Here is a 25,034-nt window from a genome sequence, read left to right on the forward strand (position 1 = left end):
AAAAAACAATTATTGCTAATGCTAAAAAACTCCTTTTGGCTTTTTAACTTTCGGCTTCCTAACGGCACGACCGTTTTTCACTTTTGCCAGTAACTGTTTGTACCTTATATTCTTTTTAGTTTTTTCTTGATTACTTTGCCTTCCTGGGTGATATCTATTTCCCTCATCCATGTGTAAAAATTTCTTCATTAGCTCGGGATAAAAAGATTGATTAGTACTATCATCTTTAGAGGCATATTGATTTAACTTGGTAAAAACAAAATCTTTTATCATATTTTCAACTTGAGAAGGTATCATTCTTTTTAAATAATATTGTTCGTCTGTTGGGTGTAAATCACTATAGATAAATAGGGCTGTAAATTTATGAATCAAACTCACATTATCATTATCAATAATCTCGTCTAGATGCTCCTTAAAAATTGCATCTAATTTTGAAGTCCCTAAATTATGAAAAAGTGCAAGTTGATGAACTGATGGTAAAAACTTTATTAATGTATCAATAAAGTCCTTAGGGATTGTTCCTATCGCTAAATCTTCGTGGTTTTCTTTATTTTCAGAAGCAACTTCTTTAGATATCTTTGAAAGCAAGACATAATATAAACTCATAAATACTAATGAATTCCCCAAGATATCTTTGTATGCCTGTTTCTTAAACTCTGAGTCTTTTGATTCCTCTGAGTTTTTTAGCACTCTGGCAGCAAGCACCCATGACCTTTCGAGTACTTTTACCTTTGAAAATTCATTTTGCGGCTCCTTATTTACAATTTGCACTTGAGGCGTTACTGAATTACTATCTTCTAACAATTTGTCATTAATTTCATCTTCTTTTTCTTCTGTAATCCTTGATGTGGATATAAAATCTTCTATATCTTCGGCAGTTTTAAATTGAGTAGCAATCTGTGGTTCCTGATTTTTAAATATTTCATCAAATGAGCGACCTATAAATCCATCTTTAAAAATCCCCGACCGTTTTAACTCATCAAACGATTGATTCATTAATGTAACAACCCTTTTGAGAGCAATTGTTTTTGTACGATAAAGAGCAGTATAGTAATCAATTTCAGACAAGAATTCTAAATAACGATCTTCGCTGAATACTAATTCCTTAAAATCGGGATCAATATCAATATTTTGCATAAGAAAATATTGAAAGAAGCAATTCAATCTAAACTTAATAAATGTATCTTCTTCGGTTTGCTCCTCAATAAAAAGACCTATTGACACAAAATACTCTGGTATCCAATCATAATACGGTTTCTTTCCAACCCCTCTGGGTGACCACCCTAAATCTTTAAAGTGCTTCTGAATAATCTTTTTTAATTCTAAACTGTCCAAACGATAATTGATATGATTAGCTTCGAACATTTCCTTTGAAATGTGAACCAGCAAACTAATTTGATTATGAAAATCAAATTCATCGGAACGGACTTCAATATTATTATGTTTATCTAATAGCTTTTCAATAAAGTTTTGAAGCATTGCAGCGTTATTTTTAGGTTTATAATCTTCTTGCTTTTCTACAATCCATAGAAAAATTGAAACTGCCATCGGTGTTGTTGGTATGTTTAAGGAATGAAAAGTGTCAACAATACTTTCAAATTTTTCATCTAATTTATCGGTTTCTCTTAAACCGAACCAATTTTTCATTAAGGTCCGTATTTGGCTACTTTGAAAGTGCTTTATATTAGCAGTTTTACAAATAGTGAAAAATGGTTGGGTAAGATACTCAATAGGTATCTCTCCATCACCTTGATTTTCAGAGGTAGCTATTACTACAATGTTAGGAAACCTCTCCAAATCTTCAGTCAACCTATTTAAAAACTTTTCTTGATTACGAGAAAAAGTAACATTATCAAGTAATAACAATATTTTATTTGTCTTTAGAATCTCTTCAATTTCATCCTTTATCACACCAAAATATTTAGCGATTTCTGTTATAATATTGGATCTTGAATCATATTTCTTTAAATCAATATAAACGGGAATTCTCTTATATTCTAGTGAAGTTTTTGTTGAGTATTGAAGTACACGATATAACAAAGTGGACTTTCCACTTTCACGATCACCTAGTAAGAAAATGTGTTCTTTTGTGTTTGAAAGACTTTCTAAATCTAAAGTTTCTTCGTCTTTTGAATCTGTATCACTTGAACCTTTTGCTTCAAAATGATTATCCTTATTTTTCACTACTATTTTAGGTAAGACGAATAAAGATTCCAACTCCTTAGGAGCTTGGGTATCTGTATTATAAACAAGAAGTTTTTCATTTAGGATTGGCAAATAGTTAGACTTAATCTTTTCAATAATTTCTGAATGTTTCTTCCATTGTTCCCTTATATCCGTTGTGGGAAGCTCAAAACAAGTGGTTCCATCATCATTCTGCGATATCTCAGTGTTTGAAATATAGCCTAACTTATCAAAACTGTACTTACGATTATGTAGAACAGCTCTACCCATTGTGTCATCAAAATCTATGACAGTATATCCATTACAGTGTTTTACACTCTCAGTTACAATATTATCGTTCCAATTTGAAGCTGCAGTCGAACGGATAGTACCATGACCTAAATTATTTTGATAAAAATGGGAACTAGAACGGTGAACATGCCCTGTTAGCAGTAAATCATAATCTCTTGTCATAATTCCCTCAATTACATCTTTATCTTGTTCTAATAAATGATCATACGGATGATGCATTAAAGCAATCTTTAGATCAAATTCCCTATCAATAAAATGGCTATCTATGACATCGAGTTGTTTTCTCCCTACTATCAACCTCCCTCTATCATTTTCATCAAAACATCTCCAAGAGCTATTTATCCCAGATACAGCTACCTTTTTTCCATCCACTTCAAGCCACAGTGCATAACCAAATTCATTTTGATTAAAGTTCGGGACTTCAGAGTAATATTGATCTTGAAACTCCTTATAGGCTTGTAACCTTTCTAAATTGAGCAATTTAGGGTCATTCATATTTTCATCAATTTCCAACCTAGTTGTAAGTACTTCTTGCAACTGTTTTTCTATGAATTTATGAACATGCTGGCGTTCCACGTCATGATTCCCAGGAATCATTAAAAAGCGGTCAGCTGGTAAATCTAAAGCAGAAAGGACCACATCAATAAAAACTGTTTTAAAGAGTTCAAAAGCTCTTTTAGCATTGTTAAGTCCGCCTTTATCAATTAAGTCACCTGTAAAACAGATTAAATCAATAGGTCTTTCTTCATGAAAGGCTACCAAATCTCGTATAAGCGGTTTAACGATATTATTTACAAAAGCGGAAGATCTATCGGGATTGAAATGGGCATCTGATAAATGAACTATTCTCATTAATTTACTCCCTTTTTATGGAATGATTTAATTTTACAGAATTTTTGGCTAGATGTGTAGTAGGTTAATCGAAATAAATGTAATATAGTTGTGCTGAGGCCAATATTTTCTAAAACCAATTACGTACCAACCCCAACGAACTTATATAGGGAATTATTGCTGATTAGATGCTTGATCACAGATTATTTCAGAGTCTACTAATTCATATAAATAAAAAAACGCACTATGATTTCATTGAAATCCAGTGCATTTTATATGCTATTTACATATCTAAAGTCAGCTTTTTGAATTATTCTAGTTATACTGGTAAATAATCATATTCAAATCTAATGTTTGCTAAGTGCCTATTTATTCTATAGGGTCTACCCGAATTTGTACTTCTACCCGATTCCGCGAATAAGTGTATATTTTTTTTAGAACGAGAGCTTATTACATACAACAAATTTCTTGATGAAGAATTAACCACTTCATCAATTTCATTCATTATTATATTCCAATGAGGTACATATCCCCACAGTAGACCAAATGCAATTACGGTCTCGAACTCTTCCCCTTTAACTCCATGACAGGTATTAATAACTACACCACTTGATGGTTTAAACATACTTTTAAAATACGCAATGTCATCTGGAACTTCCTTGAATTCTTCTAATTCATATCGCCTTCTAATACCGTTAAAAAACATATCCCACTGATCTTTGAGTGTTGGGTAATGGTTAAAGTCTAATTCGAGGCAATCGAAGAATTCTTCGAATGCTAATTGTAAGTAGCGGATCCCTTTAATTTCATCTGGCTTTATTGAATTTATTAGCTTAAGATACTTTCTGCAATCATTGTGTTCAAGCCCAAAAGATTCGTTAGCATAGTCGTTAATTTCTTGAAAAACTTGCTTTATCCACCTAAACCGATTCAAAGAATTTTGGGTGTTTACCTCTGTCAGAAATAATCGTGCTAGTTTCCACCAAAAGTTTTCCTTATTCCTCGGTAAAGGTGTCGAACCTGGTGCCTCCAAAGGGGTGTCAGGTAATAAAGACCTTAACTTTCTAGCTAATGGAGTGAGAAAATACCATTGAGGGGCAATAACACATATTTCATTTGGGGACAGGCCCTTTTCAAGATAGTACGTAATAATTCTAGCAATTTCATTCGGTAAATCGTCCTTATCAATGGTATCATCAAGACTAATAAACCCATTTTCTTTTGAATGCCCTCCTAGGGCTTGGATATTTAAATCCTCAGACTGGAAATTTTTAAAAAAATCCACAATCCTCTGTGTAGACCTGTAGTTCCCTGGTAATACTAGTTGCTTCATTTCCCGACTGTTTATTTCCTCGCAAATCTCTTCTAATGACTTGGACACCCCTCCCAGCGAACTATAAATAGCCTGATCGGAATCTCCTACAAGGAAAAGTTTACATTCATTTTTGCTCTGCCTGATTATATGACCAATAATCCCATATTGTAAATCAGATGTATCCTGGTATTCATCTACAAAAATATAGCTGAACAAGCGTGATAAATGCCTTCTGATTTTTTCATGTCTTTCAAGAAGTTTATAGGAGAAATAAAGTATTAAGTCAAAATCAACCTCTTTATTATCTAATATGCTCTTATGAAATTCTTCTGCAATAATTTCATGTATTGGTTCCCTCTCTATATAATTACCTTCCCTGTCAATACTTGTACTTATTGATTGAAAGGCAGGAAGAGAATACTTTTCTTTTAAATGGTTCAATATAGAATTCTTTTTAAAATCATCAATTATTGTAAAGCCATTAACCAAATCTGGTATTGCTTCTGCATAAGGTTTAATAATCCATTGGTGACAAAATGAATGAATTGTCCCTGCCCAAAGTCGCTCTTGTGGAATACCTAATTCATCAATCCTTTTTTGGATTTCTTCAGCCGCACGATTAGTAAAAGTTAATGCCACGATAAATTTTTTTTTGCTGTTTAAACGTTCTAATTCATAAGCTATTTTCCTTGTTAATACTCGGGTTTTTCCACTTCCAGGACAAGCTAAAACTAGTGTATTTGTATTAGAGACTACTGCATTTAGCTGGTGATCATTCAACCCTTTTAACATAAAAATCTTTCCTTATAAGCATCTAGGAACGTAAACAAATCATCATAATCCTCTAAATAATCACTAGTGATTTCCCCTAACCTATCTAAGGTTTTTTCGTCTTGAGTTAAAGCAGATAACCTTGACAGAAATTCTTTATACTCTTCCTCATTACCGATCTTGTCAACTCTATACTTTGCCATTTTTTCCATATGTTTAACTCCAAGGTGCCCTGCTGAAAAGGCAACTGCCTCAAGAATATAAGTTGGGATGTAAGTTTCAAATGTAATAACATCTCCTAGTATCAATGCAAACCATCCTTTCCCAACCTTCTCCGCCAGTCGAAGTGTTTCTATTCCCACTCTAGACTCATCTTTTGACTTTAACTCAGTTAAGGAAAGTTGGCTCTCTCTATCTCTTTGGTATACTTTTTTTAAAGTTCTGGCGATTTCTGGTTCATTTCCTTGCAAAACAAAATCCACTTCAAATGTATAATCAGCGTAAAACACGTCCACCCATGGGTTATCTTCACAGTAGGCGTCTAATTTTTGTCTTCGTTCTTTTCCCTTTTCCGCTGAATTATAAAATTTCTGCTCTTTTTTTGTTAGTTCTTTATAGTTTTTTCCTTCAAACGAAATAAGGGATTGGTCAAAATCTGTGATGATTGCACATTTTCTTTTTATCCTTTGATCATGGAAAAGGTCAGCAATGTGGGTAAAAACAGTACTACTCATATTTATTAAGCTAACACCAATTTCATCTAGACTCACTCCAAACACGCTTTTAAATAAAGCAGGAATGAGAATCAACTCAGCATCCCCTTCTACCAATATGACTCCTTTTGAAAATAACAAAGTACTTCTTGTAGCATCCAAATACCTTTCAATCCTTCTACATTCATCTGTAGACAGACCATTACTTGGATGACAAACAACTGTTTCATTACTTTCTTTACATAATATATTGACCGAATCAATCTTGTTTGCTGAAGAAATATGCGTGGAATGAGTAGTAGTAATAACTTGTGTATTTTGAAATTGATAATTTTCAAACATCGTCTTTTGTATATGTGTGTGAATATGTGCTTCAGGTTCTTCAATTAAAAGAAAATGAGCCGCTTTTTCTTCTTTAGGCTGATTGAATTCATATTCCAATAGCTTAAGTGTAATATATATTAAGTTTGCTCCCCCGAGACTGAGGTCTTCTAACTTTCCTTGATGATTGTCATTGTCTCCATCACCAACCCAAAGTGTTAATGACTGAAACAGCTTATTTATATCCTCTGGTAATTCTGAGCGTATGCTTACTTCAGGTGCATAAGTAAAGCCTATTGTTGAATCAATTGTCTGTTTCACGCGGCTAGCTAAATCACTGACTTCATCTAATTCACTGATGGCACCATTCAAAGCTGCCACTTGATCTATAATTTTTTCGGAGTCACTGACTTGAATGTTTTTAGCACTGTCTCTTAATAAGTTTAATAAGGGACTCTGTCTCGTTCTACGTAATTCTGACATTACATCCCTTAACGCTTTAATATGAGTACATGCTAATTCTGAACGTATCATATAAACCTGAGAGGTTGCCGTACCAAGAAGGCCTTTTTGTTCTTCATCTGGGTTAGGAAATTCTATGGACTCAAAATCTCCTACTAGGCTTTTGTATATCTCATCCTTTGAAAAGTCAGCTATACCACGAAAATGGTAAACTGTTTCATAATCTTTTATTGTCATTTCTTCTAAAATTTCATTTAGCTGGTCATGATTCTTATCTTCAGATTGAGATAATTCATATAACTTTTTCCGAAATTTTTTCTTTGGTCTGAAATAAAAATGATAGGAACCACTTGTTTTCTCTTCCTCAAGATGCTCTACCTTATGGGATAAAAGATTTGCACCTTCACTAGAATTTAAGTTTTCAAAGGTTAAGGTAATAATAATCCAATTGCCCTTCCAACTATTAAGACTACGATTGAAGTCTGTTTCCACTAGGTTTGCAGCACTGTTGGGAAGGTTGTTATCCAGCATTAATCTGAGGGCAAAAAAGGCATTGGTCTTACCTGAGCCATTCTCACCAATAAGAGTGTTAACTCCTGGTGTGAAATGAAAAGTTACGGATTTAAAGTTCCTAAAATTTCTTAAAGTCATTCTAGAAATATGCATATTTCCTCCTATAAAGTAAAACTGGATTTTATATACATATTCTAACACTGATAAGGAATTTGGTAAATTTGGTAATAAGTTGTCGAAGTAAAGGCGATAGAATGTTATTTAAATACCTCGGTTAGCTTTCCATATGAAAATTTCCTTTTTAACCTTAGGGTACGAATATAGGGTTTTAGGGGGAATTCCCAGTTCATGCCCTATTCTTTTTATCGTGACCTTCTCTCCACTCAACCAGAGGTTTTCCGCAGCTTTGACAGCTCCATCAGATATCTCCTCTATTTTTAATTCAGCAACTTCTTTATTATGCTTTCTCACATTCTTTGAGATAAGCCCACTTACTGACGGATGGTTGCGTCTAACGTAACTTATTTTGAAACCCAGGTCTTTATAGACATCTGCGACTTTAAGCATTTGGCTTTCCTTCGAACTTTTTCTCAAGAAGTAATTAGTCACTTTTGTAGATATCTCCTCAAGTTCCGTAGTATTTTGTTTCTCTTGTTGTGCTTTAACTTTCTCGTTTATTTCCTTATCTAAGCAATAATGCCGAAGAATTGCAGGATCTTTACCAAGTGAACTAGCTACCTCGGAAAGAGTAAAACTATCATTTTTTGATAATAATGTTGCAATAATTTCATCAACTTGTTTTGCTACACGAGACTTACCCTCGTAGTAACTTCTTTTGTGTATTTGATCGGTGAAATTCAGCTCATGTTGAACTGAAGGTGTAGCTAAATAATAGGCAAGGTCAACCTTTTTCCAACCAAAAAGCTCTTCTGCACAATTAAAAAGATTATCAAAGTACATAGACTTAGAGGATTCGAAAATTTCATAAAAAAAATCGGACCTATTAGTTGGTATATGTCCTACCCCAAAAGATTTTATTCTCTTAGTTGGTATTAATCGATGGTATAAAATATACCCTATTATAGGATATGTTTTAACACGAGCTAATTTTTTTACCCTTTCAATACTTGCCCCTTCTTCCAACAAGAGAATAACATCTTCAACCATCTCTAGCTGATTATCAACATCTTCCCATCGCCCGCTTTCTTTATTATAGGCATAGCGAATGAAACAGGAAGTACATACCGATAGTTTTTCAAATTTACCTTTCAACCGTTTATAGTTCGATACCACTCTTTTAATAGCTTTATTACTTCCTTTATTCTTACACCATGGACTTGAACAAATCTCTAGTTCGCGATATGAATCTTTGAAACTATCAAGTGAAGGTTCATAATTTGATGGTACTTTAATTGCTAGCAAATCATCGATAGGCGTATTAATTACCCTCGAGACATTAAGGAGGTCTGAAACTAAGACAGTTCTTGGGGATTTGGCTTCTCGAATTAAACTTCTATACTTACTTTTAACCCTAGAGGTAAACACCTGTTTATCTTTGTTCATGCTCTGAACGTATAAAAGAGTTAGAGCAACTGATTTTTCATGGTTTAGCTCCCGAAAAGGAGTAATGATGGGGAGGTTAGGGTTTAATAAAAACAACCAACTTTTTGTCAATTGATATTGGTTACTACTTCCGCCCTTGATTCTTTGACTGTTATGCTTTCCAGCGAGTGGATATCCACAGTGATAACATACTTTATGTATCAACGACTCATTTATATAAGGTTGAAAATGTCCACACACATTACAGGATTCAGCCAATTCTGTTCGATGTCTGATACAGTAATTGATATTCTTAACCTGCCAGTACAACTGAAAAAATTCACTTTCAGCAATGCACTCTAAGCAATACCTTCTTCTGTCTGTTATTAACAAATGATTAAGGTCGACTTTAAACGATTTAACTTTTTTCGCGTTTTTATCACCAAAAATTTTCTGAAAGATTGCACCATAAGATTGGGAACATAAGCTGTTCCCTGGTACACTAGATAATTCAGACAATGTCTTGATATCAAGAAACTCTCTTGGGAAAATATCTATTTGGAACTCATTTCTTTTAATGATACTCTTAGTCCTAATCATTCTTAGCATATTTTGAAAGCTAATTTTATTCCCATGACAAAGACGCAAAATAAAACTACTTAAAGATTCCCCTGTTTTTAAAGCTGGTCTAATCCCTAAGGACTTTATTTTTCTATCTTCAAATGTCATATGGAACTCCCCTCCCTATTTTTTCTTTTCAGCTCACTGTTTATATATGCAGTTAATTCAGGAGCCTTTCTCCACAAAATACACCTTTGGATGCCTAAATAATCATAAAACTCGTTTGCCGTGATAGACCCTCTAAAATTGTCCGAAAAGTCATCTACTTTCTGATTAATTACAGTCAATTCCTGCTGTATTTTTAACTCCTTTTGCTTTTGTTTGTATTCTGCAATAACCTTATTACAATCCCAGTTGCGAATAGACCCTATCGAAACTCCTACACTCTGACTGACTTTACTAATCGTAATTTCTTCTCCAGTTTTTAAAAACTCCTCTAATGCCTCCGTTATTTTTTTATGCTTGGTCTCATTCCTTTTGGAGGGCTTTTTAGGTATTATCAAATCAAGTTGAACTGACCTCGGAGATTTATTTGAAGAAATTAAACCATAAAATGGTCGAGGAACCTCTACCTCAAATAAATACTTAAAGGAACTTTTCACCCTGTATAACACATCAAACAGAAAAGAAATATGAAGAGTTCTTGTTTCCGTCAATGTTCCTCTAGCATGTTGAAGTAATTTGGCTAACTCTAAAGGGGTAGTTAATATTTCTTGTATACATTCCCTAGATAGTTGGTCCGACCTCTCCCCATTTAGCAAATACAGTAGCCTTATAGAGACTTGTTTTATATCCACTTTGGATTGGTTCCTGATCTCCATTAAAAAGTCCCATTGTTCCTGTACCCAGGCTTGTTTCTCTTGATCAATTTTGGTTACTATGGATACTGCTGGTTTTACAGTTTTTAAAGTTCCTGAACAATTGGGACATATTAGGATGTTAACAATCTCTTTGTAATAAATATCTTTTTTACAGTGGGGGCAGCAATTAGAAAGGTAACACTTATGCTCAAGACAAATATTTACGTTTTCCGCTTTCCACAACAATTTGTAATACGGCTTCTCGAATAAACAGGAGGGACAAAAAAATAATTTGCTTCGAACGTATCCAGATAATAAGCGGATCTTACCTATATCTTTTTCTATTGCAAATTGCTTCAGTAAAAAATAAAATGAACATGACTCAAGGGACGAAGCCGTTGTTTTAGTCAATCTAATTAAAGCATCGATATCCAAAAGAGTATTCGGATAAAAACATAAACGATCAACTTTTGATTTTTGCATATGAAAATCTTGATTTTTATTGAACATGTTCAAAAAAGTCAAAAAAGGTATTCTGTTTTTAGCTGCCAACCTTATGAGGTAGCTTAACAAGGATTCTCCCTTTTGCGGCTTACATTTTACAGTTATCTTTGGTAGCAAGGTTTTTCACCCTTTTACTTTTTAAGGGTAGTTTGCCCCAAATAATCGTTTTTATGAAATTTAAATAGTACTAGTCTTCCTCAATCTCATCTTCTCCAATAAATACTTTATATGCTCTATCTATATCTGAAGCACTTAACCTCGCTTTTGAAAAGTCAGCAAAATCTTCCTCAAAAATACCTTTTAACCTATATGCCTCTTGAATAATCGGAACAAGGAAACCCACTTTTCCTTTACTCATATAGTGCAAAAGTTGAGGTAACCCCGTATCCATCTTCCCAAGATTTAAAGGGGAAGGAGGGGATATATGTTCTTCAAGTTCTTCTAAAAAGTTGCAAAACTCTCCGTCACAACTTTCAAACCTCTTCAAATGTTTAACCCTATATCTTGATTTATATTGATCATCTAGGTCGCGAAGAGACTTAGCTACAGGCGTTCCAACTAAAACAAACGAGACATTAGTTTTGTTGGTAATATGCTTTAGGTGCTCCATTGCCGCTTTATTGCTGACAGAGTTTGATGTAAGAATGTTGTGGATTTCATCAAAAATCACCATTTTCACCTTTTGTTTCTTGAGGAGATATAGAACTCTATCCTTTAAGTCCCCTATCCTCCCATCTATTCTAGAACTACCCAAACTTTCTAGGATGGAGTGGTACAACTCTGCTAATGTAAATGGATGAGGGGTTTCTAGACATATAATAGGTTTTATATCAATTTCGGTTCCCTCCTCGTCTACCTCTATATAGCCAGGACTTTTTTCCATATAGTTTTCCAACATTTTTGACTTACCAACATTACCGCCGCCTAAAACAAATAAATGCTTGCATTTTGCGTTGAATCTTTGATGGGTTTGAATAGCATCAAGAAGAGTATATATTTCTTTGATATTTTCATGTTCCACATACAAAGAGCCTACTCTATTTGCGAATTCTTGATAGGTAGTTGACATTATTTTAATCTCCTTTCGCTTGTTTTTCTTTTTCAAGTGCCAGCTCGAGTAAGTCCTGGTACCTAGGCTTGGTGCTACCCGAACTGGTTAGCTTGGCTTCTGTTACATTCACCTCAAAGTTGGTTCGTTGTGCTTGCTGTCTTGCTTTCCTTCCTTTTTTATACTTCTCCTTCAATCTTCGTTGAAGGTCAGCTTTCTCATGGAGGATTTGCTGATCATTTGCATATTTACCACTAGCAATTTTCCCCTTCTCCCTCATCTCCTTTAGAATCAACCGATAAGTAAAGCGATTCATTCCCTTCACGATATCAGCAGATGGCTGAAAGCAAGGAACAATTACAAATTCGTTAGTTTCTGGGTGTAATAAATACACCTTACTTATGTCATCAATATCGTACTTAATCTTGTATTTTTTTTCTCTTTTATCGATAAGAGACGTAAGGTCTGGTGACCTATAAATCCGATTATCCATCCTAATACCATCTCGTGTGTAGGGCTTCATTTCTGTCGGTAACAGTTTAATCTTAAATACGTCTTCCTCTCCTTGAGGTACAAATTCAGGGTATCCGCTAAATTTTAATCCCTCATAGAATCGAGATATTGGGGTAGGTTGGTCTAATGGTAATCCGCGATGTGGTTGGTAGTGATATATATCAGTTATATATTTACTCAACAACTCATTTACATCTTCCAATGTGAGTAACGCCTTTTTTTCAGGATCGTATTCCCCTAAGTCCCTAACATTGCTTTTACGAGTCCCTTCAAGTCGATGAATCAACTCTGTGTTTAGTGTTCCAAATAACCTTTCAATGGTACCACCATAGCGGGGAGTAGCAACGGGGCGGTACCTAACATTTGATTTGATGGTTTGGTTGATCAATCTCTTAATTTGAAAATTATCAAATTCCTTCCCGTTATCGAACACTATGGTCTTGGGTACTCCAAATAATGGCCACTCGTTCGTAGTTTGGTACTGTTCCTTAGTCTTCTTAAATAATATTCCTTGTTGAATTGCTTTTCTGACTTTGTTTGCAGAGGGAGGCTCAAACGAAATGTGAAAACACCAAACCATTCTGCTGAACACATCCACCCCCAGTGTTATCCATGGACGCCCAACAACTTGCCCTGTCTCGTCAAGCACATCCAAATCCAGTAAAGTATGATCAATTTCTATTATATGAAGAGGAAAGAGTGCTTCTTTATTGGAATAACCCCTTGTTATATCTTGATACTTTTGTTCAGCAACTTTACCAAGACGCATTCGGTCCGTTATCTTTTCTGAGAGCCTGCCAAGTAACTTATATATTGTTATATTATGTGGCGGTTTCAATTTTTCCACGGAACAACGAATGGCTATAGAGTCATAAATCTCCTTTTTTTTGGGTTTTTTTACTGTTAAATATTCCTTTTCTATAACCTCTTTTATGATTGGAATATACTCTTCTGAAATACGAACAGTTAGAGTTTGCAGCACCATCTCTGAATCTTGAGGATGGCAGATATTAATTGTCTTGTTATCACTTCTGTATAAGTGCCCTGTTCCCGCTTTAGAGATTAACCCTTCTTCTCCATCAAAATCATCTCTTGAGGCTTTATTAAAGTCATAATAGTACCTTTTTACTGTCCTCCCGCTGACTCCATGCTTATTGGCAATTCGATTTATCAACACCTCTTTATTGATCTTCATTAAGTTTTCATCAGCTTTTAAAAACTCCTTATGATAATCCATAAATTCGTAAAAACCCTGAAAATCATTATTTTTAACCTTTTCAAAAACTAAAAGGGGTTTAATAATCTCATACCGCCCTTCAACCTTAGCCCTTTCCTTATCGGAAAGGTGTTCAAGTTCCGATTTAAAAGCCTTTTCATCTTCTTTTATTCTCTTTTTAAGATTGATGCTCGGCTTGAAAGAAGCATCTGTAATTAAATCAATGAAATTTATCTCTATAACCTCTCCATCGGTGTCAAATCTCTTTATGGTAAGAGTGGGGGGATCGATTTGCAAAATCACATACTTTCTCCCCTTGTAAGAAAGTTTTCCGTTTACTACAAGTTGATTAACCTTCATCAAAAATTCCCTCCATAGAAAAGAAATTTTCAAACTCCAATGAGCATTTGCCAAAGTGTAATACTGATTCAGTTGATATTTTATCGGTGAGGTTTACATTCACCTCTCCCATAGATATCAGGTGATAAATAACTGGAAGAATAAACAGTGGATCTGCCTTTGTTCGAAAACTCATTGCCAGTTCGCCAATTGTAATCGATTTAAAAAATTTCAGTTTAAAAATAATTTCATCTATGAAATCCAGATAGAAGGGGTTACTTCTTGTGAAGGAGATTAAGAAATTGATGTTATATCTTATACTTTCTGGAAGCTCCTTCGGGTGTACTACCTTATAATGCCAATTTTGTTTTTCTGAATAGGATAAACATTTTTTATTTATCCGTTTCATTACAGGAGTTACTTCCTTAGAAGATTTTATTTGATATAAACAGGGTCTAGTCCCGCTCCTAAAAACCAAAACGTCAGGGATGTGTGCCCAGGAACACAGTTCTCCTTCTTTATCATAGTAAGGAATATCAATTTCAACTGGTTGGACATAGTATTTTTCAGTCAAGGGGTCCAATTCAAGCAAGTAAAAAAAAAGGCATTCACTAAGTGACTCATATTCAACAGTTCTATTCATCTTCTTGCTATAATACGAGCCCTTAGAGTGTGGCATTTTCCAACTCAATTTGTTGTTAACACTTCTTTTTGGTTCATATAATTTATCAAATTGCTCCCATAATGTATCTGTCAATATATCCACCCCAACGTATATTGTGTCGTTTTGTCGTATACTTGACACTAATTATAAATATCTCCATAATTAAAAGCAAATATTAATAAAATTAATGGATTTCTAAAGGTGGATGTTTTTAGTAATATAGAGTAGAGGTGATGAGATGGATATCGGTTCCTTTTTACGAACAACAAGGATCGAAAAAAAATTTACATTAAGGGAAATAGCGGAGTCTACAGGGATAAGCTATTCTCAAATAGCTAAGATTGAAAGAGGAGAACATAAACCTTCCAAAGATAAACTTTTAAAAATATCAGAAGCACTAGATATTGATAGTATCTTGCTTCTCCGTTTGTCAGGATACGACACAGATATTGCTGATCAATTTTTAATTAGCCCCTTGATTAGATATAAAGTTCTATTACGAGATAGCTTCAAATGTAAACTATGCGGGAAAAAGGCTCCAAAATTCGAAATTGATGTAGATTTTATCGATCCTGAGACAGACACAAAGAAAGAATCCTTGAATAATTTGATTAGCATATGTAATCAGTGTAGGTATGGCCGAGAATTGTACATTGAGGAAGCAGGACTTGATCACGAGCATTTATATAATAAAAATAAACTCAGAAATTCATTAATTTAGAATATCATCTGTAGACAATAGGGTATTTACAAACAAAAGTGTATATTATTTTTTCTAATGAAAAATGATCTAGGTACACTCACCTAGATCATAACGAAATGCTTTATTTCAATTCCCTTATAAATTAATCTGAAATCTAAATAATATTCTTTCATTTCATTTAATGGTTTTTATGTCATTTATTAACCGAATCCATGTAGATACATTTCCATCAATAATAGTCCTATCTGATACATATTTAAAATTGTTTAGATGAACATTCTTATTCAATATGTATAGTGGAAGGCCTTTCATTTCTTGTTTGTAATCTGTCATCTTACCATGCTCATTTTCCAGATTCAAACTAACAAAACCATAAAATACTTCGCCTGGATAAACTAAGGAGACGGAGCTTGCTGTACCTTCTCCTTTAACTTTATATGAAATTAATTTGGCGTCCGCAAGTAGCTGCAGAAAGTTTTTTGCACTCCTTACCCATCCTGTACTAGTCCAACCGACATCATTTTTCAAGTCAAAAACAGCGACGATGTTAAAGTCACTTTTCCTATAAACTAATATATCTGGTTCTTTATGAAATATTTTCTTCATAACTGGTCTTTTATCTCTTCTCACTCTCTTTGTTATCTTCCACTTATCTTCTGGTAGTAGTAATGATAGTGTTTGAGAAACTAGTATCTGATAGTCCTGACCTAATACATTCCCTAGCAATATTCCGAATAAGTCCTCAAATTCAGCGGATGTATCCTTAATTACTCCTCGTTTGACATTGGGTGCCAACTGTTGCTTTATATGCCGCTCTCTATATATTTCAGCCATTTCTTTTACAATTTTTTTCACCTTGGATATCTGCATAATCCTCTCCCCATTTAAAAGTAGGTTATAAACAATTAACGGGTTCCGTTACCTATCACAAACATTGAAAATGTAACCAAAAATGACTACTTAATTGCACTGCAATTTGTAGTCATTTTTTTATTGATATAATCACGTTTTCCGTTGTAATTGCTTTATATTTGTAAGGTAAATTGCACCCTGAATTGTCAATGTATACTGTGCAGTATATGTCTACATTTTAACCTGCAAATTGTATGTTAATTGCGTTTATAAGAAGTTCGTAAAATTTATCAATGATATATTTTTTGCTTGTTTTCCGAAGGGTAAATGGATATTTATGTTAAAATAAATATAAAGGGTATGAAGGCTCGTTGTTCCACTAACGGGCAGGTTAATGGAATAAGGGGCTGTATGAAACTTTATACTTTTCTTATTCGTAAAGGTTTTAAAGGGGGAGATTTTCTATGAAGAAACTGCTAAGTATTTTGTTATTAACTTTATCGATGGTAGCTTGTACTAACCAAACTAATTATCAGTTACCTCTCGATGAGTATCCGCAGGCATTTTTTGACCAAGTAAATGAATTGCCTGAGGAAATACAAGAAAAAATGATTGTTCCTACCGAGTTTCCATTCACAATAGAGGAACCAAGCTATCATAAAGATTAAACGTCCGATGGAAAGGTAACTCTTACAGCCTTAGATTTTGTATCTGTCGCTGAAGAAAAAAATGATAAAATTGTCGTGCATTTCACAACCTCCTATTTAGAAGGTCTTGGTAAATTTGATAAGGATGGGGCAGAAACGATTAAATTAGATAGTGGCATCGAAGCGAAGATAAGGAAAGATAATGAAGAGAATAAAACAATTATTTGGACGAAAGACAATGAGGCATTCCATACGCTGTCTATATTATCAAGAGGCGAGGAAATTACATTAGAACAATTGAAAATCATTGCTAACTCAATGACTCCAATATCTTCTTCAGGCAATTAAAAAGGTTTCTCTTTCTTCAACAAAGGGGGGCGATTGCTAAACAAAGTGTCGTCGCTCTTTAATGAAGTAAAGTATTTGACTGCTGCTGGAACATTAATGTTAAGGAGTAGAACTATGAAAAAGATTACTATTGGAAGTTTGATGTTATTAATTTTATCAATGCTATTGGCGTGTACAAATGAAAAAGACGATTTGGCTCGAGTTCATCCGAATCTTTTACCTAGTAATGGTCACCAGTATTCTTTACAAGCTGTTGGGAAAGAAATTACACTTGATTTACTACAGGAGAACAACATAACCAATGTTGGACCTATTACAAATACATCCGCATTTGAGTCATTGAATGAGCAATATCCTCAACTAGAATTAAAAAAAGAACCAGCATTTATTGTATTTGATGAAAATGGTTTGGTTTTAAAAACTTATGATTATGAAGAAATGATTGAATATCTACAGAATACAGATAAATGATTCTAATCTTCAACAATCGGGGGCGTTTGCTGAACAAGCAGCCGCCCTCTGTTCAGGTAAAGGGCAGGTTTTAATAAGCGGGATATTTAAATAAGTGTTATTTACCTTCTTAGTAATGAATACAGTATTACTAAGAAGGGGGTTGTCTCAGTGAAAAAGAATAGGTTTTTGTTTGCAACTATTATAGGGATTGTTGGTTCTTTAATGGGGCTATATATATGGAAAGACTATATACCAAAATCAACTGGAGACACTATTGAAGATTGGATATGGATATTAAGATTGAAATACGTTATTTTTCTTTATATACCAAGTTGCATAGCTTTAGTTGCAGTAGTTTTTCGTAAAACTCATCTAATGCTATTAGCCTTTTTGATTAGTTTACCCTTAGTAAAGTATATTGGAAATAAACCCTTTATTATCCCTGATACTCTACCATTAGTTTACTATCCTCTAGTCTGTTACCTTATTTCAACCATTTTGATGATAAATGTTTCGAATAAAAAACCTTAATCCTTCTTTAAGTAACAGGTGCTAATCCAGAACAGGGTAAGCTCTTTTTTAATGTAAGTTTTCCTTGAGTAAGTTGCTCGGATTTGAAATAATTGGTATTAAGTTAAAGGGCAGGTTAACGGAATAAGATAATAATGGTAAAGTTACTATGTAGATAAAATACAGGGAGAGTTTTAACTATGATTGAGCTTACTGGTGACAAAGTTGTTTTAAAAGAAGTAACAACAGAAGATATTGAAAAGTTATATTATTGGAAGTTTGAAGAAAAAGAACAGGAAGCAAAAAAGTGGAATGGACCTTATATTCCTGAAGAAAAGAAATCTAAAGAAGAGTACTGTACCGAGTGGGAGCAAGAAATTTTCACTGGATTTCCTGCTGCTCTTGTTATCAAATGCGAGGGAAAAGCCGTTGGTTACGTCGGGTCCTATTGGGTAGATAGAAACACCAACTGGCTGGAAACAGGAATCGTTATTTATGACAGTAATTTTTGGAACGGCGGTTATGGTTCAGAAGCATACAAACTATGGGTTGATTATCTTTTTACATCTACTGACCTGCACAGACTGGGAATGTCAACTTGGTCAGGAAACACTAGAATGGTAAAGGTAGCAGAAAAATTAGGAATGAAAGAAGAAGCAAGAATCAGAGATGCTAGAATGGTTAATGGTGAATACTTTGATGCCATTAAGATGGGTATCTTGAGAAAAGAGTGGGAAGAAATCAGAGTGTAGTCTTTCATTTGTGTAGAAGGGGCGTTTGGCGAACAAACAGCCCCCCCGCCCTGGTTATGTCAGAGTATCTTCGGCTAACGGTTAATTGAACAACCAGCGTCGGGCATTTTAAAAGGAACCTCCTGTTTTATGGAAGGTTCCTTTAATAAATTCATATTAACCGTTTTTGTTTGCCTGCATAGGAGTCTGAAACAGCTCTTTTATCTCTGCCATTGATAAAAAGGTCAAGTTTGCTCCTATTCCATCTGGGTCTTCAATTTTCATTAAATTGATATACTTTGCAAGTGAAATTTTCTTGTTGTCTTCGGCAGTATTTTCGTTTTTAACTGATATTTCAATTCTGTATCTTTTTGAAGGGTCTGGTCTATCGATTACGACTGGTTCCACCTTTCCTTCTTCATCCACGAACACTGTTGTAATAGTGACATTCTCTTTTTGTGGCTCAACTTCATATGTTTGTATTTTGCCTAAAGGTTGATTTTCTGAATATGGTTGAATAGAAATTGCTAACTCGGTCTTTGGAGGAAGATTGGTTTTATTTCGTATTATTATATTTGCACGCTTTATATAAACTTTAGCATCCATTTTATATTTTGTAACAGGGTTCTCAAGTGCTTCTTCAAAAAGGATAACTCTACAACCTCCTAATAACAAACAGAAAACACTTAACAAAATAAGTGATATATATTTCATATTCCACCCCTTATGAGTATATAAAATATTCAGTTATATTCTAACACACAATTACTCTTTTATTTACTTTTAACTGGAAGCATCTTCAAGTAAAGGGGGCTTTAATGGAGTAACGACTGAAAATAAATACAAGTAAAGGAATGGTCCAGTTCATAAACTGGACCATTTTTATATGCAAAAAGCACCGCATATTGCGGTGCGAATTAGTGTGCATTTTATACTGCAAATTAAAGTTTTGCGATAGGTAACGGAACCCGTTAATAAACAATCTCCTTTTTTTCAATCTCTAACAAGCACGAAAGACCTTTCAACTTCTTTAATAAGTTGCTTTGCTCCCTCATGACTTAAAATCAATTTACCTCCAGCAAACTCAATGTTACTATTGGATATTTTACCACTCACATCACATATCTTTTTAGGGTTGTACTTCTTCAAGATTATCCTTTCATCTTCAACAAATATTTCCATTTGATCTTTTATAGAAATCCCTAACGTACGACGTAATTCCATAGGAATTACAATCCTACCCAGTACATCAACCTTTCTTACTATACCTGTTGATTTCATTTCCACATCTCCTTTTTACTTGATACCTTCATTTTAAGGTAAATTTTTGAAATTTAATACACTTTATCCAGTGAACCCTTTTTTCTATAAATTTGAATCCCTAACATACTCTTATGTATATAACCTTGTTTCATAGGTACTTCTGCAAGAACAATAGTCCCTTTATCTAAGTTTTTTTATATTTTTGGAATTTGTTTGTTAAATAATATTGTTTATTTCAAGGTATTAAAAAAGGGGAATATCCGAATTGGCTATTCCCATTTTTTCTTCAATTAAAGCCCTGTTACTTTACATCGCTTTGCAACCTCTGTCATATTTTAAAGTTGATTCTCTATTAAATTGAGAAATATCCTATTGCAAAGCATGCATAAGGATTTTTATAAAAACTACATAAACTTTATTTTATTCATTCCATTAGGAGGCTAAACTGTATCATCTAATGCGTTGTTAATATGAGATAATAATCGCTCTAAAAGAAAATCACTTTCGATTTCTTCACCCTCATACTTGAGCATATCAACGCATTCAGGTTCTGTAGCAATCGTAATAATTTTCGCCTCTCTTATTAGCCCATAAAACACTTCGGTATCTTTTGGATTAACAGCATCAAAAGTGTGAAAATAATCAAGGTCTATATCCAAAATATAATCCTGACTAATTGAATTTCTATTCACAGTACCTGGGACCATTTTATTAATTGTTTTTAACTTTTCAGAAAGGTAAATTGATTCTAATGCTTGATCATAATGAGGTCTTCTGCAAGATTCAGTGTGGCTATCATGTAATTCATTTTCGTTTTCTACCCAGCATTTAGCACCCACAATATATATTCCTTCTTTTTCAGGTTCTTCATATCCCTCCTTATCTCTATACTCGGAGTAATCATCTCCATGCATTCTAGCTAATAAATTTAAATATGGGTTATTTTCCATAATTTTATAAATGTCTTCATAAGAGCTAGGGATATCGTTTGGCTCTTGATAATTAATTACAAATGCCTTTGATATGATATTGGCTTTTATTGCAGCATCAATATGTTCGTCATGTTTAAGGTCTTTAATTGCTTTATGTACAGACTGGGTATCAGTAAAGTTTATATCCTCTGTCTTGTCCCGCCTACATAGGGCTTGTTGTTTATATGCTTCCTCATTTTGTCTGGGAAACTGGTTAGAGCAATGATATAAAAATGCTTCTCGACAATCTGTATGATGATCAATTGTAAGAAGGATAGGTGCTTCATCGACTTTCCGTCTATAGTGGCTCCATGCCTTTAGTACGTGATGATGTTCTTCAAAAATATAAATATCCTTACCTTGAATAGGTTGATGCATTTCACTACCTCCATCTATTTCTACCCCATCTCCCCTTAGCCGAATCCCAATTAGCAATTTCAGCTTGATTATATAGCTTTTCTTTTTCACTATAAGTTTCGAGCCAACTTTTTTCAAATCTCTGTAATTGTGAGTTATTACAGTAGGTTATTATATGAAATTCAAAGCTATCTTTCCCATATTTCTTAAAATCTTCATTTATTTCTGGATAACTATGTTTTCCTGATTTCATCAAGGAAGCATGGGATTTTAACCTTCCAAAAATATGATGTGAGCTACCTACATAATATCGATTAGTTTTGATGTTTTGAAATACATATATACCTATTAAATCTTGGATATTGAGTCTATATTTTTCTTTCCCTAATTCCCACACATCATCAAACGATAATGACTGATTTAAATACTTTACTTCCCATTCAGTGAATTTTTTTCTCGTCGTTTTCATTCCCATTTTGGCTCACTCCTTTTTTCTCTTTTATCCCTTTCAATGTTATTTCAGCTTTCTTGTATAGACGACTTGCACGATACAAAAAATTGATAGGAGAATACAAGCGACCGATTTGTTGTCCCGCTCGTTGATTAACCATTACTTTTGTTTTCTTTTGATTCAATAGGTTTATATGTTTTATTTTCTTACCACCATAGCCCAATTTAATCTCTTACATATAGGGGCAGTTATATACCTTTGCTAGCTTTACGATGATCCATTTCTTAAAACATCCTGATTAGAATATTTATTTTAGGGCTATTAACTATACAATCAATTGCAAACCACCATTCATAACTTTTCCTGAGACGTTAATAGAAAACAGAATTACTATTTACCTCAAATATATTCAACTAATAATAGTTTAAAAAAAGAGAACCAAAATGGCTCTCCCTAATAAACTGACTAAAAAAAACTTTCAAGCCATTTAATTAAACTATCCCAATATGAAAATAGAAAAATAAAACCAGCTACAGTCGAAACCACAAATGAAACTAAAATAGGATGTCTATCTGTAAATCGGTTTTTATGTTTCATATATTCACCAGATTTAAACTGATGACCTATTGTTGAATTTTTAATTTTATTTTTATTTCCAATACTAATTTTCAATCTTCTTCGCCCCAAAAATATGTCCGAATTTGGATTTACTAAATTTATTTTTATCCCCAACATTTATCGAACCGTCATAAATAATTTGCTCAATATTTAAGACGACTTGTTCTTTTTTGGATTGGTCGCCTTCTACTTGTGATTTTATGTCCATTTCATCCAAATCATCAAATCGTTTTTCTAACTCCATTACAATTTCAACCAGCTTAGATTTGACTTTGGAAACTATTCCATCAAGGTGATTAGAGGCAATAATTGTCCTCATTCCAATGATTTGAATCTCTGCTGTAGATATATAATGACAAAGTGTAGTAGGTATGATTTTACCATAACATTCTTTGTTTTCATCATTTATAACATTTTGCAGTGCTGCTATACTATCAGTTATGGTTATGGTTCTTAGTTGATTAATTCTATCTTCTTCCAAAATATGCTCTACAGGAACAGGAGAATTAGTGTACTTATACTGGTAGTTTATTATATAAGTTCCCGTAAGTTCTCCTTTTTTAATTCTATAGTTGGGTACATCCTCTTTTTCATATCCCTGCAACTCTCCTTCTATCCAATTAATAATAGTTTTATTTTCTAGGTCAGATAGAATTACTTTCAACCTTAGAAGAATGTTTTCAATACTTTCTTTTCCTCCAACTAAATCCTTTAGTAACTGACTTCTGGCCATTTAATCAACCCTTTGCAAAAATATCTTACCTCTATTATACAACAATCAAATGTTATTTTTTTCAAGTGAGGAGAATTTTAATACCTTCCTCATTGCTAAGGTTTCATTCCTTTTATATACACAGTGGGCCACCCCAGTCGATTCAGATTCCTTATAAAAGCGTCTCTACATTTTCCACTGTAAATTTTCTTTAACGTTATAACAGTAACCCTTTTAATAATCCATGTGAGAAGACAAATTATGTTGTTTTTGATCACACAAGGTTCATCATATCTATTCAACTTTTCTTTGTGTATTTTAAATATGGACACAAACAACTTATGTGTAATTAACTCCATCGGCGATATATGACAAAGGTAATTATAAAATTATTTCTATACTTTACTAACAATTGTCATAATTCGTTATTGCTGGAAATAATTTTGAAAACAAATAAAAAAGCCTTCAAGATGCAAAATACACTCTTGAAGAAAAGACCTTTTTTGACATATGAAGTTATAATTCTATGTCAATATTAAAGATATTTTGTGTCAGTATTAATTATACCTCACAGCATCTTCGGATCCTTCGTCAGCCTGCCTACCAACGTGACCTGATTTATCATGTTTTCTCACCTCTTTTCTTTCGTTGGTAAGTATAGGATAAATGGAGGATCCTCCTTTGTAAAATGGGGAAAGTTCCTCTTTCAACCTCCCAAACAGCTTAAAAATCCTATTTTCACATAGATGAAAATAGGATTTTTTATAAACAAATATACCGATAACATGAAAGTAAAGAAATTTACTTTTTGCCCCCCCTAATTTAAAAACAATTGGAATATCCAAACTCCATGTAACAAGAAAGTTAATGAATAAATCGCCACAGCTGTATAAGCTACAGAAGTAAACCATTTTTTCCTCGGGATTTCTCCATGAATGATAAGTGCATAAAGGAAAAGGGATAACAATATTTTTACAGAGAGGAACCATGCTGGATGAGCAGAATAAATAGAATTCATGAGGGGATTAGCTTCTTTAATTAAATCATTCTTGATTCCGAACCATGTAACAAGCGCATCAATCAAATTGAGTGCTGCTAATATATGAAGGACCATTTTCATGGATTCACCTGCTTGTTGGTAGGAAGAATAGTGGAAGATTTCTTTTTATAAAAGTAAACGGAAGCTCCGGTTACGATTATTAGAAAGTATGCCCCGTATATTGAAATGGATAACAACCTACTCCCTGCAAACATACTGCCAGCAAGTGTGAACGTGATAACAGCTGGAAGTTTTCCTGTTAAGGTGGCGGATGAAAAAACAAGAAAGTTCACTTTGCTCATACCAGAAAGGATATTTACAATTGGTGAAGGAATAACCGGCAAAAGACGAACAAACAGGATTCCCAAGAAGGCATTCTTCTCAAAATAGTGTTCATACTCTTTTGCTTTCGGGTACTTATTCAACAAGTTTTGTGACCAATCCTGGAATCCATATCTTGATAGATAAAACATGAAAGAGGTCCCCAGGAAGATGCCCGTCAACGAAATGAACGTGCCATTCATTACTCCTGCCACTGACCCTATTATTCCAGCAAGCACCGGATAAGGAATGATTGGAAAAAATACGAGAACACCAACGAATAAAATGCTTATTATTATGGCTAAGGTTCCTCCCTGGTGTACCAAGTCGATCATCAGCTCTTTTTGATTCATTCCGATTACAATAATGATCACTGAAATTATAATAGTGAAGGATTGCTTCATCAGATC

Annotated in this window: 24 protein-coding genes; 6 read left to right on the plus strand and 18 right to left on the minus strand. The window is 33.8% G+C overall.

The genetic code is table 11. The annotated features are described in order from the left end of the window. Positions 1 to 21 precede the first annotated feature (21 nt). The 8 genes from AC4E8A_RS21895 to AC4E8A_RS21930 form a co-directional block, all read right to left on the minus strand. The gene (locus AC4E8A_RS21895; protein ID WP_490195905.1) at positions 22 to 3,327 is read right to left on the minus strand and encodes a metallophosphoesterase; all 3,306 of its coding nucleotides are present in this window, start codon (positions 3,325 to 3,327) and stop codon (positions 22 to 24) included. A 298-nt stretch (positions 3,328 to 3,625) separates the two neighbouring features. Next, positions 3,626 to 5,413: a UvrD-helicase domain-containing protein gene (locus AC4E8A_RS21900; RefSeq protein WP_490195906.1), complete on the minus strand. Its 1,788-nt coding sequence runs from the start codon at positions 5,411 to 5,413 to the stop codon at positions 3,626 to 3,628. Further along, positions 5,407 to 7,554: an AAA family ATPase gene (locus AC4E8A_RS21905; RefSeq protein WP_490195907.1), complete on the minus strand. Its 2,148-nt coding sequence runs from the start codon at positions 7,552 to 7,554 to the stop codon at positions 5,407 to 5,409. Before AC4E8A_RS21905 ends, AC4E8A_RS21900 begins: the two co-directional genes overlap by 7 nt. A 108-nt stretch (positions 7,555 to 7,662) precedes the next feature. Further along, positions 7,663 to 9,672 (minus strand): TniQ family protein, encoded by a 2,010-nt coding sequence (locus AC4E8A_RS21910; protein WP_490195908.1) that lies wholly within the window; start codon positions 9,670 to 9,672, stop codon positions 7,663 to 7,665. After that, a complete protein-coding gene (locus AC4E8A_RS21915) occupies positions 9,669 to 10,985 on the minus strand; it encodes a TniQ family protein (RefSeq protein ID WP_490195909.1) in 1,317 nt (438 codons plus the stop codon). The genes AC4E8A_RS21910 and AC4E8A_RS21915 overlap by 4 nt, the downstream gene beginning before the upstream one ends. A 70-nt stretch (positions 10,986 to 11,055) precedes the next feature. Beyond that, the gene (locus AC4E8A_RS21920) at positions 11,056 to 11,937 is read right to left on the minus strand and encodes a TniB family NTP-binding protein (RefSeq protein ID WP_490195910.1); all 882 of its coding nucleotides are present in this window, start codon (positions 11,935 to 11,937) and stop codon (positions 11,056 to 11,058) included. Positions 11,938 to 11,941: 4 nt separating this feature from the next. Then, positions 11,942 to 14,005 carry a TnsB C-terminal domain-containing protein gene (locus AC4E8A_RS21925; protein ID WP_490195911.1) on the minus strand — a complete coding sequence of 688 codons (2,064 nt, stop codon included), beginning with the start codon at positions 14,003 to 14,005 and terminating at the stop codon, positions 11,942 to 11,944. Further along, entirely contained in the window at positions 13,995 to 14,741 is a 747-nt protein-coding gene (locus tag AC4E8A_RS21930; RefSeq protein ID WP_490195912.1) for a PDDEXK family nuclease, read from the minus strand. Before AC4E8A_RS21930 ends, AC4E8A_RS21925 begins: the two co-directional genes overlap by 11 nt. A gap of 145 nt (positions 14,742 to 14,886) precedes the next feature. Between AC4E8A_RS21930 and AC4E8A_RS21935 the strand changes: the two genes are divergently transcribed. Then, the gene (locus AC4E8A_RS21935; protein ID WP_490195913.1) at positions 14,887 to 15,369 is read left to right on the plus strand and encodes a helix-turn-helix domain-containing protein; all 483 of its coding nucleotides are present in this window, start codon (positions 14,887 to 14,889) and stop codon (positions 15,367 to 15,369) included. A 156-nt stretch (positions 15,370 to 15,525) separates the two neighbouring features. Here the strand turns inward: AC4E8A_RS21935 and AC4E8A_RS21940 are convergent, their stop codons facing one another. Continuing rightward, positions 15,526 to 16,206: a hypothetical protein gene (locus AC4E8A_RS21940; RefSeq protein ID WP_490195914.1), complete on the minus strand. Its 681-nt coding sequence runs from the start codon at positions 16,204 to 16,206 to the stop codon at positions 15,526 to 15,528. A 461-nt stretch (positions 16,207 to 16,667) separates the two neighbouring features. Here AC4E8A_RS21940 and AC4E8A_RS21945 point away from each other — a divergent pair, with 461 nt between their 5' ends. From AC4E8A_RS21945 to AC4E8A_RS21965, 5 genes are all read left to right on the plus strand, one after another. Then, positions 16,668 to 16,871, plus strand: a complete 204-nt coding sequence (locus AC4E8A_RS21945; RefSeq protein WP_490195915.1) for a hypothetical protein — start codon at positions 16,668 to 16,670, stop codon at positions 16,869 to 16,871. Between the two features lie 75 nt (positions 16,872 to 16,946). Next, positions 16,947 to 17,198, plus strand: coding sequence for a hypothetical protein (locus AC4E8A_RS21950; RefSeq protein ID WP_490195917.1), 252 nt, complete (start codon positions 16,947 to 16,949; stop codon positions 17,196 to 17,198). A gap of 114 nt (positions 17,199 to 17,312) precedes the next feature. After that, positions 17,313 to 17,669, plus strand: a complete 357-nt coding sequence (locus tag AC4E8A_RS21955; protein ID WP_490195918.1) for a hypothetical protein — start codon at positions 17,313 to 17,315, stop codon at positions 17,667 to 17,669. Between the two features lie 150 nt (positions 17,670 to 17,819). After that, entirely contained in the window at positions 17,820 to 18,182 is a 363-nt protein-coding gene (locus AC4E8A_RS21960; RefSeq protein WP_490195920.1) for a hypothetical protein, read from the plus strand. A gap of 179 nt (positions 18,183 to 18,361) precedes the next feature. Then, positions 18,362 to 18,913, plus strand: coding sequence for a GNAT family N-acetyltransferase (locus tag AC4E8A_RS21965; RefSeq protein WP_490195921.1), 552 nt, complete (start codon positions 18,362 to 18,364; stop codon positions 18,911 to 18,913). A gap of 156 nt (positions 18,914 to 19,069) precedes the next feature. Here the strand turns inward: AC4E8A_RS21965 and AC4E8A_RS21970 are convergent, their stop codons facing one another. The 9 genes from AC4E8A_RS21970 to AC4E8A_RS22010 all read right to left on the minus strand — a co-directional run bounded on the left by AC4E8A_RS21970 (position 19,070) and on the right by AC4E8A_RS22010 (position 25,028). Continuing rightward, positions 19,070 to 19,606 carry a hypothetical protein gene (locus tag AC4E8A_RS21970; protein WP_490195922.1) on the minus strand — a complete coding sequence of 179 codons (537 nt, stop codon included), beginning with the start codon at positions 19,604 to 19,606 and terminating at the stop codon, positions 19,070 to 19,072. Positions 19,607 to 19,885: 279 nt separating this feature from the next. Then, entirely contained in the window at positions 19,886 to 20,173 is a 288-nt protein-coding gene (locus AC4E8A_RS21975) for an AbrB/MazE/SpoVT family DNA-binding domain-containing protein (RefSeq protein ID WP_490195923.1), read from the minus strand. Between the two features lie 422 nt (positions 20,174 to 20,595). Next, entirely contained in the window at positions 20,596 to 21,504 is a 909-nt protein-coding gene (locus AC4E8A_RS21980) for a peptide arginase family protein (protein ID WP_490195924.1), read from the minus strand. 4 nt (positions 21,505 to 21,508) lie between these two features. Beyond that, the gene (locus tag AC4E8A_RS21985) at positions 21,509 to 21,958 is read right to left on the minus strand and encodes a GIY-YIG nuclease family protein (protein WP_490195925.1); all 450 of its coding nucleotides are present in this window, start codon (positions 21,956 to 21,958) and stop codon (positions 21,509 to 21,511) included. Further along, on the minus strand, positions 21,924 to 22,157 hold the full coding sequence (locus tag AC4E8A_RS21990) for a hypothetical protein (RefSeq protein WP_490195927.1): 234 nt from the start codon (positions 22,155 to 22,157) through the stop codon (positions 21,924 to 21,926). Before AC4E8A_RS21990 ends, AC4E8A_RS21985 begins: the two co-directional genes overlap by 35 nt. A gap of 438 nt (positions 22,158 to 22,595) precedes the next feature. Next, positions 22,596 to 23,285 carry an AbiTii domain-containing protein gene (locus AC4E8A_RS21995; RefSeq protein WP_490195928.1) on the minus strand — a complete coding sequence of 230 codons (690 nt, stop codon included), beginning with the start codon at positions 23,283 to 23,285 and terminating at the stop codon, positions 22,596 to 22,598. Between the two features lie 536 nt (positions 23,286 to 23,821). Next, positions 23,822 to 23,974 carry a hypothetical protein gene (locus AC4E8A_RS22000; RefSeq protein ID WP_490195929.1) on the minus strand — a complete coding sequence of 51 codons (153 nt, stop codon included), beginning with the start codon at positions 23,972 to 23,974 and terminating at the stop codon, positions 23,822 to 23,824. A 107-nt stretch (positions 23,975 to 24,081) separates the two neighbouring features. After that, on the minus strand, positions 24,082 to 24,384 hold the full coding sequence (locus AC4E8A_RS22005; protein ID WP_490195930.1) for a DUF5658 family protein: 303 nt from the start codon (positions 24,382 to 24,384) through the stop codon (positions 24,082 to 24,084). Next, the gene (locus tag AC4E8A_RS22010) at positions 24,381 to 25,028 is read right to left on the minus strand and encodes a TVP38/TMEM64 family protein (RefSeq protein WP_490195931.1); all 648 of its coding nucleotides are present in this window, start codon (positions 25,026 to 25,028) and stop codon (positions 24,381 to 24,383) included. The genes AC4E8A_RS22005 and AC4E8A_RS22010 overlap by 4 nt, the downstream gene beginning before the upstream one ends. Positions 25,029 to 25,034: the final 6 nt, after the last annotated feature.

It is taken from the genome of Bacillus sp. SRL337 (genome assembly GCF_984799155.1).